Source organism: Salegentibacter mishustinae (genome assembly GCF_002900095.1).
Lineage (GTDB): Bacteria > Bacteroidota > Bacteroidia > Flavobacteriales > Flavobacteriaceae > Salegentibacter > Salegentibacter mishustinae.
Genome location: NZ_LLKN01000002.1, coordinates 2395462 through 2410203, shown reverse-complemented (window position 1 = coordinate 2410203; position 14742 = coordinate 2395462). Strand labels below are relative to the sequence as shown.

Sequence of the window (14742 nt, the reverse complement as noted above, 5' to 3'; positions counted from 1 at the left end):
TTTAATTTAATATGCACCGAGTTTTACCTCATCATAACAGCTGTTTTCATTCCCGATTCTAACTTCATCATAATAAATTACTTTTTGAGAAGAATCGCTTCCCCAATTCCATTTATAAATACCAAATTTAAAATATGGATATGCATCATCATTATAAGAATTAGGCATATTTTGCCTATCAATCACCTTTTCACCATTCATCCATACTTCGAGTATCCCGGTATTGGTGTGGGAGTATTTGATATGTACTACCCAATCAATCCATTCGTTATTTGGAATAGCTCCCAGATCGATATATTCCAGGCCATCAGAGTAACCACTGTCCATAATTTTATCAGCATCCCATCTGACCATCCATTTAATTCTACCATCACTAGTAAGTAATGTATTTGAAGGACTTCTATCTACATGTTCTCCTTTATCTGCCTGGTCATGCCATTGCCCAATTACCTCTCCTGTAGAGCCTGAGGTATAGGAGGCCGGGAAATATTGTGAAAAACCATACCATCCTTCTGCACGTGCTGTATTTTGTGCCTGGGACATTTCAGTTCTATGGCCGCCCCAAATTTTAGGATCACTCTTATTAATCTCGAACCGGCCTGCTGTTGTTCCCTCTCTTTTTATACTTTTTTCTAGTTGGAAGCTATGATCTACAGCATGTTCTAAATAAAAATCACCGCTTTGTGGATCATCCTTTAGATTGGGATTTTCAAAAGTTTCTACTAAAATTAAATTATCGGTATTTCGTTTTTCAGGAAAATGATTAAGAATAGTTAGGGACTGTATTTCTCCTAAAACATGATTATAGTTTCCAGAGAAAGCAGAAGATGAAAAAAGTAATATGAAAAGGATATATTTCATTATAATATAAATATAAGAATTGCTATGAATTCTTTTGATCCTAAAAATATAAACTATGATATTTTAAAATGTCGAGCACTAGTTTATTCTACCTCACCGGAAATACTGTTTGCGATAATAAACCCAGCTTCATCATAGAAGTTAGTCTTTGGTAACTAGAGGTTTTTCAATTCCAGTTAAAAATCAAAAATCTCAGCTCCAAATTTTTATCGATCTTAATATTATAAATGTTTTTTGAGTAAATCAATTAGAAGTATTTAGGGCCAAAAAAACCGGTACTAATTTTTATAGTACCGGTTTTTCGAACCATTATAATAAGTTGAATAATTATGTGGCTATTGTGCTTCTTTAGATACTATTTCTACGAGCTCGTATTTAATAGAAGAACCACCTAAAGGAGGGTTTTCCAATTCTGTTTTTTTCACTTCGAGTCCGTATACAAAACCGGGTTCATAAGAGAAACCTTCAATACTATTAGAAAAGTAGAAATTTTCCCAGTTATCTGTACCTATCATATCACCTTCTTGAACAAGCAGGCAGGTGCCTTCCATTTCTCCAACACAACTCACAGTATAGCTGTTTACCATCATGTTAATCTTAGATTCTGGTGGGGCTACTTCTTCCGAACCTCTAGGTTTCACCTCATCATAACTACTATTTTCCGTACCGATTCTAACTTCATCATAATAAATTACTTTTTGAGAAGAATCGCTTCCCCAGTTCCATTTGTAAACACCAAATTTAAAATATGGATACGCATCATCATTATAAGAATTAGGCATATTTTGCCTGTCGATAACCTTTTCACCATTCATCCATACTTCTAATATTCCGGTATTGGTGTGAGAGTATTTGATATGCACTACCCAATCAATCCATTCGTTTTTTGGAATAGCTCCCAGATCGATATATTCCAGGCCATCAGAGTAACCACTGTCCATAATCTTATCAGCATCCCATCTGGCCATCCATTTAATTCTACCATCACCGGTAAGTAATGTATTTGAAGGACTTCTATCTACATGTTCCCCGTCATCTGCCTGGTCATGCCATTGCCCAATTACCTCGCCTGTAGAGCCTGAGGTATAGGATGCCGGGAAATATTGTGAAAAACCATACCATCCTTCTGCACGTGCTGTATTTTGTGCCTGGGACATTTCAGTTCTATGGCCGCCCCAAATTTTAGAATCACTTTTTTTAATTTCAAATCTACCTGCTTGCGAGCCTTCTTTTACAATATTTTCCTCGATGCTGAAGCTATGGTTTTCAGCGTGTTCAAGGTAAAAATCACCTGCTTGTGGGTTATTATAAAGTTCAGGATTTTCAAAGGTTTCTTTGTAAATTAAATTACCTGAATCTCTATTTAAAGCTGGCCCAGATTCTAAATTCATAGATTCCGGAGTGTCAGAAGATGTAGATTGTTGCTCTACAATAGCCTCATCGTTATCTGGAGAACAAGCGAATATTGCTAAAAGTAATATAAAATGGAATTTTTTCATTATTTATAATTTAGATTTAATTCTTTCTTTTGTTAATTATAGGCAGTTAAAACTGCATTGTTTGTATTAAAATTTCCTGCTAAAAGAGTAAAGTTTTTGTTCGGTGAACGGGGAGATTTTGTAAAAAGTAATATGTAATCAAATGTTTTCATTAGAATATAATATTAGATTTAAGATGTATAAATTTTAGTCTGTGTGATGTCGTAATTATGGATAACGAATCGGCATTTTTTTGAATCTGCTCCATAAGCCGCGGTAGGCATTTTGCCAAAGCAATTAATTTTTATAGATGAAATTTTTCTTAGTCCTGCAAGGGCTTTAGAAAAGTTGAGTACCTGAGACCATCTGGTTTTGCTTAAAAAACCTTTTATAGCCTGATACATATCCCTGTAAGATGAATAAACCTGGCTCTTGGAATAGGAGAATCTTCCTTCTAGATTAGAGCTATAACTTCCGGACAAATTAATTGAGGAGGTTAGATTTCTATTTTTGAAGCTTTGCATTAGTATCTTCTGACTTTGGCATGGCAGAGACGTTAATACAAAAAGTACTGGAAAAAATAATTTCATATGAGTGTAGGGATAGAGGCATTCAACTATATTTTTTCTGGCCAATAATTTTGCCGCGAAACTAATTATTAAAATCGATAAAACAATTATTTCAATCGTCTAAGAGCATTCTTAAGTCCTAAAAATCAATTTTTTATAAAAATTGTAGGAGAATACTTATGGATTGATGTGGTAAGTTATAGTCAATATTATGCCAAGAAGATTAAGCCTTATCTTATATAAATGGAGACGTAGTAAATATAGGCTTAATGCGAATAATTTTTAATTGCCCTATTAGTGAATTAGGGAGAAGAATTAAGTATAATTGTGTAGATTTTTGGACTTAACCGTGCATAATATCCACACAAAATTTAAAAGTATCCCATTAGTTTTGAAAAAACACTTTACCGCAAAGGGAGTTTGTTCCTTTAAAGAAGAAATAAAAAATACCGGTGTTAAAGATCAAAACAAACCTTCGAAACTCTTTAAATTAGAATTAAACCTATAAATAAGTTTCTCTTCATTTTTGGCGTTATAACATCGGTCGAGCAATATCATACCTAATCGCCTCCCTTCATACTCAAGGATAAAATCAAAGGGATAATCTTCATGGAAAATTTTATTACATTTTTCCAGAGCGATAGAAAGTTTTGTCGAATCAAGGGGCAATTCTAATTTCCTGGAGAGAACGGTTTTTATAATTTGATTAGGGGATATCTTCTTCTCATCCTCTAGAATACTACTTATACTTGAATTTGAGGATTGAGGTAAACTTTTGGGCTTAGAAACCAATCTTTTCCAAAATGCAGTTAGATTACTAAAATTACTTTTGTTTCTACTATCAGATTTCGTTAAATCTAGGGGTGAGTCCTCCTTTTGAGTTTGCAGAAGCAAATTATCATCATTAAGTAAAGAAGAGTAGGGAGTAGATTTCTCTACAATTTGGGGGTCGAATTTCATTGTTTTTTATCTCTTTTCAACTAAGAATATACAAAAAAATAACAATATTAATTTATTTTTAATTATTAATGAAATTACGAATTTTTTTTCAAAACTGTTCATCGTGATTTTTATTTTGAAGAAAGTGTTTCGTAATTCATACAATTACTAATGAATAGTTGAGCAAAAGGCAAATTGAAAACATTTTTAATCAGCTTGTTGTCTTGTTTTTTATCTATAAAAAAAGCAGCCAGAAAATAGGGCTGCTTTTTAAACTATTAATTTTTTATTTAAAATTATTTCAGATCAAACCTATCGAGGTTCATTACTTTCTCCCAGGCTTTCACAAAATCTTTTACAAATTTTTCTTCTGAATTTCTGGTTCCATAAACTTCAGCTAAAGCTCTAAGCTCTGAGTTCGATCCAAAAATAAGATCGACTCTACTTCCTGTCCATTTTACTTTATTAGTGGAGCGATCTCTACCTTCAAATTCGGTTTGAGCATCCGAAGTAGCTTTCCAGGTAGTTCTCATATCAAGGATATTCTTAAAGAAATCGTTGGTAAGTTGTCCTGGTCTATCTGTGAAGACACCACGTTTAGATCCGTCAAAGTTGGTATCCAAAACCCGCATTCCACCAACTAATACTGTCATTTCTGGTGGAGTTAAGGTGAGTAATTGTGCCTTATCTACCAGCATTTCTTCGGCTGAAGCCGATATATTGTCTCTATTCCTCGCATAATTTCGGAAACCATCTGCATTTGGTTCAAGAGGTTCAAAAGCTTCAGCATCTGTTTGCTCTGCCGTAGCATCTGTACGTCCCGGTATAAATGCCACGCCAATTTCATGGCCAGCATCTGCAGCGGCTTTCTTAATTGCAACGCAACCTCCAAGTACAATAAGATCTGCAAGGGAAACTTTTTTATTTCCTGCCTGTGCTTCATTGAATTCTCTTTGAATATTTTCCAACCTGGTTAATACTTCCTGAAGTTGAGGAGGATTATTAACTTCCCAGTGCCTTTGTGGTTCTAAACGAATACGCGCACCGTTAGCGCCTCCACGTTTATCTGAACCTCTAAACGTTGAGGCCGAAGCCCAGGCGGTAGAAACTAATTGTGAAACACTTAATCCAGAATTGAGAATCTTTTTCTTTAGTTCCTTAACATCATTCTCATTTACTAATTCGTGGTCTACTTTAGGAACAGGATCTTGCCAAATAAGTTCTTCCGATGGTACTTCTGGCCCCAAATATCTGGAAATAGGCCCCATATCACGATGCGTTAGTTTATACCATGCCCTGGAAAAAGCATCTGCAAATTCCTCTGGGTTTTCGTGAAAATGTTTTGAAATTTTTAAATACTCAGGATCTTCTTTTAAAGCCAGGTCTGTAGTTAGCATAAATGGTGCGTGTTTTTTTGAAGGATCGTGCGCATCTGGTACAGTTCCTGCACCGGCACCATCTTTTGGTCTCCATTGGTAAGCACCTCCGGGACCTTTATGACATTCCCAGTCAAATCCAAATAGGTTTTCAAAAAAATTATTGCTCCATTTTGTAGGTGTTTGTGTCCAGGCACCTTCAATACCACTGGTAATTGTATTCTCTGCATTTCCGCTTCCAAAACTGTTCTTCCAACCGAGTCCCATTTCTTCGATTCCTGCTCCCGCAGGTTCTGCACCAACATATTCATTGGCATCGGCAGCGCCATGGGTTTTTCCAAAGGTATGTCCACCGGCAATTAGTGCCACTGTTTCGTAATCGTTCATTGCCATACGACCAAAAGTTTCCCGAATATCTTTGGCAGCACCAATAGGATCAGGTTCTCCATTGGGTCCTTCTGGGTTTACATAAATAAGACCCATATGCGAAGCTCCTAATGGATTTTCAAGGTCATCTTCTTTTTGGTATCGTTCTTTATTTCCTAACCATTCTCCTTCAGAACCCCAATAGATATCTTCTTCAGGTTCCCAAATATCTTCACGCCCACCGGCAAAACCAAAAGTTTTGAGTCCCATGGATTCAAGAGAAACGTTTCCGGCAAGAATCATAAGATCTGCCCAGGATATTTTATTACCGTATTTTTCCTTAATTGGCCAAAGAAGTAAACGTGCTTTATCCAGGTTGGCATTATCTGGCCAGGAGTTTAAAGGAGCAAATCTTTGCGAACCAGAACCTGCGCCGCCACGACCATCACCAATACGATAAGTACCTGCACTATGCCAGGCCATTCGTATAAAAAATGGACCATAGTGACCATAATCTGCCGGCCACCATTCCTGGCTATCAGTCATAAGGTCATTTAAGTCTTTCTTTACTGCAGCAAGATCAAGGCTTTTAAAAGCCTCAGCATAGTTAAAATCCTCATCCATTGGATTAGATAAATTAGAATGCTGCTTCAAAATTTTCAGGTTTAAAGAATTTGGCCACCAGTCTCTATTGGTAGTTCCCATACCTGCAGTTTTCTCAACTGCTCCTCCCATAAATGGGCATCTACTGGATTCGTTTACGTCCCATACTTTATGATTATCAGGATTCTTTGATTGATTGTGTTCCATAATTAAAGAGTTTTAATAGTTTAACAATTTAAAAATACTATAATTTTTTCTTATAGGTTTTTAATTTTTATACTAAATAACTATAGTGATTAGGCAAAAACTATTGGAAATGAATCTAAGGGATTACAAGTCTTAAAATCTGACTTATAAAACTATTATAAGATAGATTTTAAACGAATATAGAATCTTAAGTTTTAGTAGGATATCTAATATGAGGATCTTATATGGTCACCGAGTTGTAGTATGATATAGCTTTAACCCTGGCTTCTAATTGAGTGTGAAAACAAATGCTGTTTATTACGATGGGTATTTTTCCAGGCCGTCTACACTCTTTCTCGCCCTGCAAGCTCATCTATATTAATACGAAAAACTATTGGAGTATCAGAGCTTTCTTCTTTGCTGGAAAAATTCTGTATAAAATCAGGGTAGGAGTGTTCTTTATTTTTGATCACTTTTTTCACTCCTTGAGAAAATATACGAAGCATGTGTTTGGCATCGATTCCGGTTAATTCTTCAAACCTGCCATATATAAGAACCGATTTCCATTTCTCTAAATTAGTAATTTCATCTACCTGAAAGGAAACCAAGGGGTTTTTACGCATCGCTTCAATTTTATTTCCCTGTCCCGAATAACTCAAAACACTGTTATGTTCTGGGTCAAAATAATAAGTTATAGGAATAATTTCTACTCTTTCTCTAGAGAAATATCCCAGCCTCCCAATATAATTTTCGGCAAGGATTTGAGTACTATCGGTCGAGGTCATGGTTTCCATAATGCTTGAACTTAAAAAGACCCTGTAAGTTAACTCGCTATCTCTAAATAAAATATGACAAGTATCATCAAAATTTATTTTACTCGATAATCGAGATTGAATACACCGAGGCTTGCCTCGAAATCAAATTATATTTTTCCATGATAATGTTGCGTGAGCATGCTCCGAATTAGTTTATTTGATAATCGAAATTTTAGGCGTTGAAGTTTGAAAAATAGAAGCTATAAAAACCGGATTTTTTAATTGGAAGTAGCGAGTGCTCTTCTATCTTTTCTTTTAGGAGTTTTGGCTTTTACCTTCTTTCCATACCAGACCAGGAAGCCGGTAATCGGAAGTGAGCTGCAAAGTAGGCTAATTAGAAAAGCAAGAATCTTACCCGGTAATCCCGCGATGGCACCAACGTGAATATCATAATTCATTCTTAGTATTTTTTCGGCTACACCGGCTTCTTTGTAAACACCGTAAATAGTTTCAGAGGGAACTTCAGCCAGATCGTTTTGGTCATAAAATCTATAATCTGAATCATAGTAGATTCCGTCACTATTACTTACTTCTACGTAAATACTATGGTTTTCATCATAAGGATAGTGAATTTCATAATCTTTAGCATCGGGAAATTTATCTTTTAGAAAAGGCATTAATTGCCTAATAGGTTCATTCCCATCCCCTGTACTTTTAAAACTTCCCGCCGGGTTTTCAGGAACAGAAAATACTACTTCTTTTTCTCCGCCAATGGTTTTATAAAAGCCCGCAGCAAAACTGTCAAAAGTCATTATTAGTCCCGTGAAAATGAATATCACTGCGATAAAACTAGCATAAAAACCTATAATTTGATGAAGGTCATAATTTTTTCGTTTCCATTTAGTGCTTTCTTTCCATTGAAACCAGGTACGTTGCTTCCTGACTTTTTTGTTTTTGGGCCACCATAAAATAATGCCCGAAACTAGCATTAGAAAGAATATAAATGTGCTCCAGGCAACGATCTCACTACCTATTTCTGCTGGTAGCCACAAATGCATATGCCCATCTAAAACAAAGTGAAAAAATCCTGAAAGATGATCTTCTATATGTAAAATTTCGCCGCTCCACGGATGTACAAAAACCGATTTGTAGAACTCTGGTTTTTCTTCATAAAAGATTACTTCTATTGGGCTGGTGCCTCCCTGGTATAATGTTCCATGAACGTGTTTTCCGGGAAAAACATTTTGCGCTATATTTTTTACTTCCAGGGGATCTATCTCTGGATTATTTTGAGGGACAACTTCTGGAACATTAGATGTTAAGGCTTTAATTTCTTCCTGAAACACCCATAAGCAACCGGTAATGGATACAATAAATACAACTAAGCCCGTAGCCAGCCCTAAATATAAATGTACTGTGCGTATATACTTCCTGAACTTCTTAGTTGGTTTATTCTTTCCCATCGCCAATATTTAAACCTGGCCAGAGCCAGATATTTATTTTTCTATTAGACCTTTTTAAGAATTTTATTTGTAATAGGTCTAAATAAACATAAAGCGAAAATAAAATCTTACTGCTAAAAGCACAAATTTTATTTAGAATTTATTTAAATAATGAATATGTTTCAGGAATTTGGAGTGATGAGTTTAAATGCTTGGTCCTATTTAATTTATTCAAAATCAATACTAAAACTATTTTGAGTGTTGTACTTTTCTTGTTTCCCTATAGATAGTAAGTAACGATCATACGTTGCTTTTCTTAACCATTGCACCTGATAATTATCTTTTAGCGAAGCACTTTCGGCAGCCTCCGATGCCAGTTTGGAAGCTATTTTATAGTCGCTACTGTTATCGCTGTGGTGATATATAAAACCAGCATAGAATTTATCTAAAGCTTTTCTAATCGTGTCTTCTCTCCGAAGTTCCTTTACTTGGGCTAATCTTATATCATCTCTATTTTCTAAATCACTAAAGTAGGTGAGAAATGACCTGAGTTGCTTTCTATCTTTTTGATCAGTTTCGTAAGCATATTTTAGTTTTTCACTTAGCGTTCCTGTTTCGGTCACAGCTTTTTCATAAGGTCTAAAGAGAGAAACACCTATACCAAAGATGCAAATCACTAAAATTAATGATGGGATTTTGAAGTATTTCGCATTTAGCTTTTTTAAAAGATGGATTAACCCGGCAAATACCAGGAAGATAAAAGTGAGCGCAATAATTGCTATTAAAAGAAATTCAAAAGATGAAATTAGATAAGAGAGGATAGCTATTACTAAGAGGCTGGAGAAAAACACGAGTTTAGACATAAGCATTTGTTATATGATTTTATGCTGAAATTTTAGAGTAGTAGAACCTTGTTTTTAATAATGACGTAGAAAATTTATAAAAGTTGCAAAAAGGATGTAGCATCTAAAGTAGTAGTTATGCTAATTTGGAAGAAATTTTACGAAATTATTTTAATTTCAGTTTAGCAATTACACTTATCTTGGCTCTTTAAATAAAAAACTATGGCTTCAGGAATTTTTGCCCTTTTAGATGATATAGCAACCTTAATGGACGATGTAGCGGTAATGAGTAAAGTGGCAGGAAAGAAAACTGCCGGTTTGCTGGGAGATGATCTCGCCGTTAACGCCGAAAAAGCATCAGGGTTTATGTCTTCCAGGGAATTGCCGGTTCTTTGGGCAATTACTAAGGGGTCTTTTTTAAACAAGCTAATTATTTTGCCGCTGGCTTTTCTGCTAAGTGCATTTTTGCCTGCTGCTATTACTATTATATTAATTATTGGCGGACTCTACCTGGCTTATGAAGGGGCTGAAAAAATTCATGAATACCTTTTTCCGCATAAGCACAAAAAGGAAAAACCTAAACTAGAAAAACTTTCTGAAGAAGAAGTCTTAAGTAGGGAGAAGGAAAAGATAAAGTCGGCGATTTTAACCGATTTTATACTTTCTGTAGAGATTATCATAATTGCGCTTGGTGCTGTTGGGGAAGAAGTTTTGCTAACCAAAATATTGGTAGTTACAATTATCGCCATTGTGGCCACTGTTGGAGTTTATGGAATTGTTGCTTTAATCGTGAGAATGGACGAATTTGGCGCGAAGCTTATCAATTTAAATGATGAAGAGAATAGTTTTTCAGATAAAGTTGGGCACTTCCTGGTGAATGCATTACCCAAGGTGATTAAAGGATTGTCTATTATTGGAACTATCGCTTTACTTTTAGTTTCCGGAGGTATTTTTGTACATAATTTACATTTTTATCACGATTTTATAGAAAGTATACCGGTTCCCGGTATTATTCTGGAACTATTAACAGGTCTGGTAGTTGGTTTTATTGTTTTCCTAGTTATAAATTCTGCTGTTAAAATTTATAAGCAATTTTCCACTAATTCCGGCCAGTAATAATTTATATAAATTGCTTTTCTGGTATTTAATATCGAATGAAATAAAGTAAATAGGCTTTTTTGATTTTCTACTCTATAATCATTGGATACCTCGAAATCTAAATATTTTTACCACTCTAAATGTCTCGTGACCTTACCTAGATATAGCTTACTAGTTACCCATCGCATCATTTAATTTTTTGGTATCTACATATTGCTGGAAGGCACTAATTTTTCCATCTTTTAAAGTCCATAGGTGAGCAACTTGTGCGTTATAAGTTTTACCGGTTTCTTTAAATTTAGCATCATAGCGCAAAGTAGCTAATACTTTATTATTGCTCATTTCATGTAGTTCGATGTCTTCAAGTTTAAAATATTCGTGTTCAGCTCCAACTCTTGCAAATACTCCGTTTAAAATAGCTTCCGGACCTATATATGGATTACCATCGGCATAAGCATTACCTTCGGCTTCGTTCCATATAATTTCTTTATCCATCGCTTCCATGACAGAAGGAATATCACCTTCGGCAAAAGCTTTATAAAGGCCATCAATAATTCTTATATTTTGGTTGTTATTTTCAGGTTTCATCTCTACACGAATGAGTCTTATTGGCTTTGTCTTGCTAAGATTCACGACAGAATGCGGTGCTTCCGGTTCTTTGGCCATGGTGAGCGGAAAGCTTAATGGTTCTGGAAGTTTTTGGGTATCAAAAATAACTTTATCGCTGCTATCATAATCAACAAAATCACCGGCTTCCTGAATGTATAAAACGCTAGGCCATTTGTGATGGTGAAGCGGTTCTTTTTCTTCTGGAGCCAAATAAACTTCAAGTACCCTTACCTGGTCATTCTCCAATAAGATTTTATGGTTATTGGGTGCGGCTCTCACGGCGTCCAGGTTAGCGGGCCAATTAGCCGGGTTGCCGGTTTTATAATTTATTTTTTGACTTTCCTCGTATTCCTGGCTAAAAGTGGTAATGGTCACTAAAAATGCTATTAACAAAACGGCCTTGTTTTTAAGAATTTTCATGATTTAATTTTTTAAAGTTTTTATTGTTCTAAATGAACTTCCAGTTCTATTTCAATCAAAAATTCGGGGAGCGCCAGTTCTTTTACGCCAAGCCAGGATCCGGTGGGGAAATGCGTTTTGTAAATTTCGCTCCTATAGCCTGCAAATTCCAGAAATTTCGGCATATTGGTGGTAAATATGTTTTCTACAACCACATCCTCAAAGCTGGAGTTATAATGTTTCAGCACTTTCTCCAAATCGGAATAACAGTTTTTCATTTGTTGTTCAAAATCTCCTACAGCGGTAGGATTCCCTTCGTTATCCATACTCACGGCACCGGAAATTTTTATACTATTTCCAATTTTTACGGCATGTGAATAGCCATAGGATTTTTCTACTTCTGGCCTGAGCAAAAAATACTCAGGCTTTTGGTTTGACTTTTCCATAATTAAACTTCATTGAATAAAAGATATATTCATTTTACCGCACCTTTCTTCGAAGCGTAGCCATATATCTATATTTTAAATCACGCATCGTCAGGGCTTCCTGAATTTTTCCCATTTGTTCTTCAGATAAAGCCGGTCTCTGGTTAGCCCAGGAGCTAAAAAGTTGTTCGTAATTCTTATACATATCCACGGTGATATGGGTTGCATAAACATCACTTCCCGAAGGCAGCATATAACGCAATAAATCCCAATTTGCTCTGAAGCCATCATCCACTTCTTTTTGATGCATGGGCTGAAAAAGTTCTGATTCATTTTGCTCAAAAATGCTGTAATTTTCCTGTGAAACTTTCATTAAATTAATTGCTGCAACTGTTCCCAGGGGCATATCAAAATCACCTTTGGTAACCGCTATTTGTTCGAGATATATACGCTTTGCCAGGTCTCTTGATTTTGCGGTGTTATAGAATTTTTCATTTAGTTCATCTTCTGGCATGTCTGGATAAGCTGCGTTTAAAGCGGCTTCAAAATTCCCGGCATTACTCATCATTTTTAGGGGATCGTTATAGATACTTACGGTTAGGTATTGATAGCCCTGATCTTCGCCACCGGGCTTTAAGCTCCAAAGATCCCAACCCAGAATATCTCCGTTTTTAACCCGTTCTACGTGAATTTTTTCCCAGAATGCCTCGGTTTCCATATAGGCTTGTTCCTGCTCATTATCTACTTTCATAAATTCGAAAATCAAATAAAGTTTGTCCTGGGCTATTCCGGTATTGCTAACCAGCATCAACGCCATAATTATTAGGAACTTTTTCATGATTAATATATTTTTAATTCGATAAGATCTCATTTAGAGTAACTCTCCAGGGTTTCTCTTACAGGCCTGAACTGAATTCCTAAATCGGTTTTTGCGAGATCGTTTTTATAGACGATTTGAGCTTTTTCTTTGGGTTCTTTATGATTCAACATTTGATGAATATCCCATACTTTATAGGTTTCACTCGTTAAAAGGTAATCTTTGCAGTGCAAGCCCTTTTTCGTGGCCGCCTGGTAGGTGGCATTTGCCACGTCTTCAACATCTACCACTGCAAAAGGAACATTATTATCGTAGAGCCTTTGAATAAAATCATCTGGCGCTAATTTGTTTTTTATAAGAAATTGCAAACCGGTAGAGGTGGAGTCTTCCCTATTAGATAAAGATTTGCCCATCACCATTACGGGCGAAACAGAACAAATTTCAAATGGAAGTTCTGGATTATCTGCAATGAATTTCTCAACGATCTGGTTGGCAATAAATTTGGCTTGAGAGTACGGATGGCTATCTTCACTAGTGTACCTATCCTCTTTTTCATCAAAAGTATCGGAAAAGCTTTTGCCACCCGCCGGCATAGGGAAATTGGTATTCCAGGCTGCAACAGATGCAATAAAAACTACTTTTTCAATATTCGAATCTTCGCTTATTGCTTCAAGAAAATTTTGGGTTCCTTTTATAGTAGGATCAAAAAGTTCAGTTTGTGGGTCTTTTACATCAAGTTGAAAGGGAGTACCACTATGAATTACGATCTCGCAATCTTTTATAAAATCTTTTAAGGGATCCAGATCTTCCAACTTAAAGGCGCTGATGTTGAGGTTTTCTGAATTTTGACGATCAAAAAGATGCTGATATTTCTCGCTCTTATGGATATTGGTTACCGAGACTTTTACCTCGTAGCCTTCTTCCAAAAACTTCCTGGTTATATAGCTTCCAATAAAGCCCGAACCGCCTATAATTCCTACCGTTTTCATCATCATAGCTTTTAATAAGTGGTTACTGTATTAACAGTTAATTCCCTGTTCTTTCTTCTGAAGAACTTAATTCATCTGCCTGCTGGGTATCCTTTATTATTTTGGAAATATCCCAGTAACCAAATTCTCTTACAATTTTCCCGTTAACAAACTGGGCTGTTATATGAGTGGGAATTTGATATACTTTATTATTCGTTTTAAAAGTACCCTCCCAAAGTCCCCAAAAGTTCACCCAGGTTTCGCCCTTATCGTTCACGATCATTTCATATTCTGAAGCATCGTCTACAAAATCCCAGCTAGAAAATTGAGACGCATCTTTCTTGTTTTCAGCTAAGAATTGCGTCAGGTTTTTTCCTTCTTCTTCCGTTACATTGTTCATTATTTTAGCGGTATCACTATAATGTGCTATCATAGCTTCCCAATTCCTGTTTTCATAATCTTTGAGTACTTGTTTGTAAGTCTCTATTTCGGGTGATTGCTGGGTGTAGCGTGTTTGTTGCTGGTTAAAAGCTATAAATATGACTATTGCAACTCCTAATGACATTAACTCTTTCATGACTTTATATTTTTAATTATTCTAGGAAACCTATTATTTTACCATTCTTTAAAGACCAGGAGTGTTTAAATCTCGTATAGATGTATTCACATTCTGATGCTTTGCGACCCTTCACTATTCCGGTTACCAAAACCTTATTTTTATCTGATAAATCAAAATTGAGATTCTTAAATAGAATGTTTTGCCATTTATTTTCTATAATCCCGTTAAGCGTAATATTGTAGTTTGTTCTCTTTACACTTTCTATCTCATCCCAGTCTATATTGTTTGTTATAGCTTTAATTTCATTTGACGTAGCATTTTTATTTTGCAAAACTTCATATAACTGTTTTACCAAATCCTGATCAATATTCTCCTGGCCAATCAAATAGTTTGAAGTAAACAAGCCAATAAGTAATGAGATGAAATAGAGGTGTAAAGTTTTCATAGCTG

14 protein-coding genes are annotated in these 14742 nt (G+C 35.6%); 1 reads left to right on the top strand and 13 read right to left on the bottom strand.

The genetic code is table 11. The features are described from left to right. Positions 1-6: 6 nt before the first annotated feature. The 7 genes from APB85_RS13600 to APB85_RS13565 form a co-directional block, all read right to left on the bottom strand. Positions 7-861, bottom strand: coding sequence for a polysaccharide lyase (locus APB85_RS13600; RefSeq protein WP_057481971.1), 855 nt, complete (start codon positions 859-861; stop codon positions 7-9). A 335-nt stretch (positions 862-1196) separates the two neighbouring features. Then, positions 1197-2360 carry a heparin lyase I family protein gene (locus APB85_RS13595; RefSeq protein WP_057481970.1) on the bottom strand — a complete coding sequence of 388 codons (1164 nt, stop codon included), beginning with the start codon at positions 2358-2360 and terminating at the stop codon, positions 1197-1199. Positions 2361-3370: 1010 nt separating this feature from the next. Next, positions 3371-3868, bottom strand: coding sequence for a hypothetical protein (locus APB85_RS13585; RefSeq protein WP_057481968.1), 498 nt, complete (start codon positions 3866-3868; stop codon positions 3371-3373). A gap of 275 nt (positions 3869-4143) precedes the next feature. After that, positions 4144-6399: a catalase/peroxidase HPI gene (gene katG / locus APB85_RS13580; protein WP_057481967.1), complete on the bottom strand. Its 2256-nt coding sequence runs from the start codon at positions 6397-6399 to the stop codon at positions 4144-4146. 323 nt (positions 6400-6722) lie between these two features. Then, positions 6723-7172: a pyridoxamine 5'-phosphate oxidase family protein gene (locus tag APB85_RS13575; protein ID WP_057481966.1), complete on the bottom strand. Its 450-nt coding sequence runs from the start codon at positions 7170-7172 to the stop codon at positions 6723-6725. A gap of 239 nt (positions 7173-7411) precedes the next feature. Then, on the bottom strand, positions 7412-8596 hold the full coding sequence (locus tag APB85_RS13570; protein WP_057481965.1) for a PepSY-associated TM helix domain-containing protein: 1185 nt from the start codon (positions 8594-8596) through the stop codon (positions 7412-7414). Between the two features lie 206 nt (positions 8597-8802). After that, the gene (locus APB85_RS13565; protein ID WP_057481964.1) at positions 8803-9438 is read right to left on the bottom strand and encodes a hypothetical protein; all 636 of its coding nucleotides are present in this window, start codon (positions 9436-9438) and stop codon (positions 8803-8805) included. 201 nt (positions 9439-9639) lie between these two features. On the opposite strand from APB85_RS13565, the gene APB85_RS13560 reads away from it, so the two are divergent. Beyond that, positions 9640-10533 (top strand): DUF808 domain-containing protein, encoded by an 894-nt coding sequence (locus APB85_RS13560; RefSeq protein WP_057481963.1) that lies wholly within the window; start codon positions 9640-9642, stop codon positions 10531-10533. Positions 10534-10686: 153 nt separating this feature from the next. On the opposite strand, the gene APB85_RS17520 is transcribed toward APB85_RS13560, so the two are convergent. Genes APB85_RS17520 through APB85_RS13530 form a run of 6 tightly spaced genes read right to left on the bottom strand, consistent with a single transcriptional unit; the run spans position 10687 to position 14737 of the window. Continuing rightward, positions 10687-11544, bottom strand: coding sequence for a nuclear transport factor 2 family protein (locus APB85_RS17520; RefSeq protein WP_229792180.1), 858 nt, complete (start codon positions 11542-11544; stop codon positions 10687-10689). Between the two features lie 20 nt (positions 11545-11564). Next, on the bottom strand, positions 11565-11969 hold the full coding sequence (locus APB85_RS13550) for a RidA family protein (RefSeq protein ID WP_057481962.1): 405 nt from the start codon (positions 11967-11969) through the stop codon (positions 11565-11567). A gap of 34 nt (positions 11970-12003) precedes the next feature. Next, complete coding sequence (locus APB85_RS13545) at positions 12004-12786, bottom strand: hypothetical protein (RefSeq protein ID WP_057481961.1); 783 nt, start codon at positions 12784-12786, stop codon at positions 12004-12006. Positions 12787-12815: 29 nt separating this feature from the next. Further along, positions 12816-13760 (bottom strand): NAD-dependent epimerase/dehydratase family protein, encoded by a 945-nt coding sequence (locus APB85_RS13540; RefSeq protein ID WP_308429987.1) that lies wholly within the window; start codon positions 13758-13760, stop codon positions 12816-12818. 31 nt (positions 13761-13791) lie between these two features. Then, on the bottom strand, positions 13792-14310 hold the full coding sequence (locus APB85_RS13535) for a nuclear transport factor 2-like protein (protein WP_057481960.1): 519 nt from the start codon (positions 14308-14310) through the stop codon (positions 13792-13794). A 16-nt stretch (positions 14311-14326) separates the two neighbouring features. After that, positions 14327-14737, bottom strand: a complete 411-nt coding sequence (locus APB85_RS13530) for a hypothetical protein (protein WP_057481959.1) — start codon at positions 14735-14737, stop codon at positions 14327-14329. Positions 14738-14742: the final 5 nt, after the last annotated feature.

Bases quoted from the DNA above. Each gene is read 5' to 3' on its own strand.
- APB85_RS13600 (WP_057481971.1), bottom strand. From the start codon at position 861: ATGAAATATATCCTTTTCATATTACTTTTTTCATCTTCTGCTTTCTCT.
- APB85_RS13595 (WP_057481970.1), bottom strand. From the start codon at position 2,360: ATGAAAAAATTCCATTTTATATTACTTTTAGCAATATTCGCTTGTTCT.
- APB85_RS13585 (WP_057481968.1), bottom strand. From the start codon at position 3,868: ATGAAATTCGACCCCCAAATTGTAGAGAAATCTACTCCCTACTCTTCT.
- katG (WP_057481967.1), bottom strand. From the start codon at position 6,399: ATGGAACACAATCAATCAAAGAATCCTGATAATCATAAAGTATGGGAC.
- APB85_RS13575 (WP_057481966.1), bottom strand. From the start codon at position 7,172: ATGGAAACCATGACCTCGACCGATAGTACTCAAATCCTTGCCGAAAAT.
- APB85_RS13570 (WP_057481965.1), bottom strand. From the start codon at position 8,596: ATGGGAAAGAATAAACCAACTAAGAAGTTCAGGAAGTATATACGCACA.
- APB85_RS13565 (WP_057481964.1), bottom strand. From the start codon at position 9,438: ATGTCTAAACTCGTGTTTTTCTCCAGCCTCTTAGTAATAGCTATCCTC.
- APB85_RS13560 (WP_057481963.1), top strand. From the start codon at position 9,640: ATGGCTTCAGGAATTTTTGCCCTTTTAGATGATATAGCAACCTTAATG.
- APB85_RS17520 (WP_229792180.1), bottom strand. From the start codon at position 11,544: ATGAAAATTCTTAAAAACAAGGCCGTTTTGTTAATAGCATTTTTAGTG.
- APB85_RS13550 (WP_057481962.1), bottom strand. From the start codon at position 11,969: ATGGAAAAGTCAAACCAAAAGCCTGAGTATTTTTTGCTCAGGCCAGAA.
- APB85_RS13545 (WP_057481961.1), bottom strand. From the start codon at position 12,786: ATGAAAAAGTTCCTAATAATTATGGCGTTGATGCTGGTTAGCAATACC.
- APB85_RS13540 (WP_308429987.1), bottom strand. From the start codon at position 13,760: ATGATGATGAAAACGGTAGGAATTATAGGCGGTTCGGGCTTTATTGGA.
- APB85_RS13535 (WP_057481960.1), bottom strand. From the start codon at position 14,310: ATGAAAGAGTTAATGTCATTAGGAGTTGCAATAGTCATATTTATAGCT.
- APB85_RS13530 (WP_057481959.1), bottom strand. From the start codon at position 14,737: ATGAAAACTTTACACCTCTATTTCATCTCATTACTTATTGGCTTGTTT.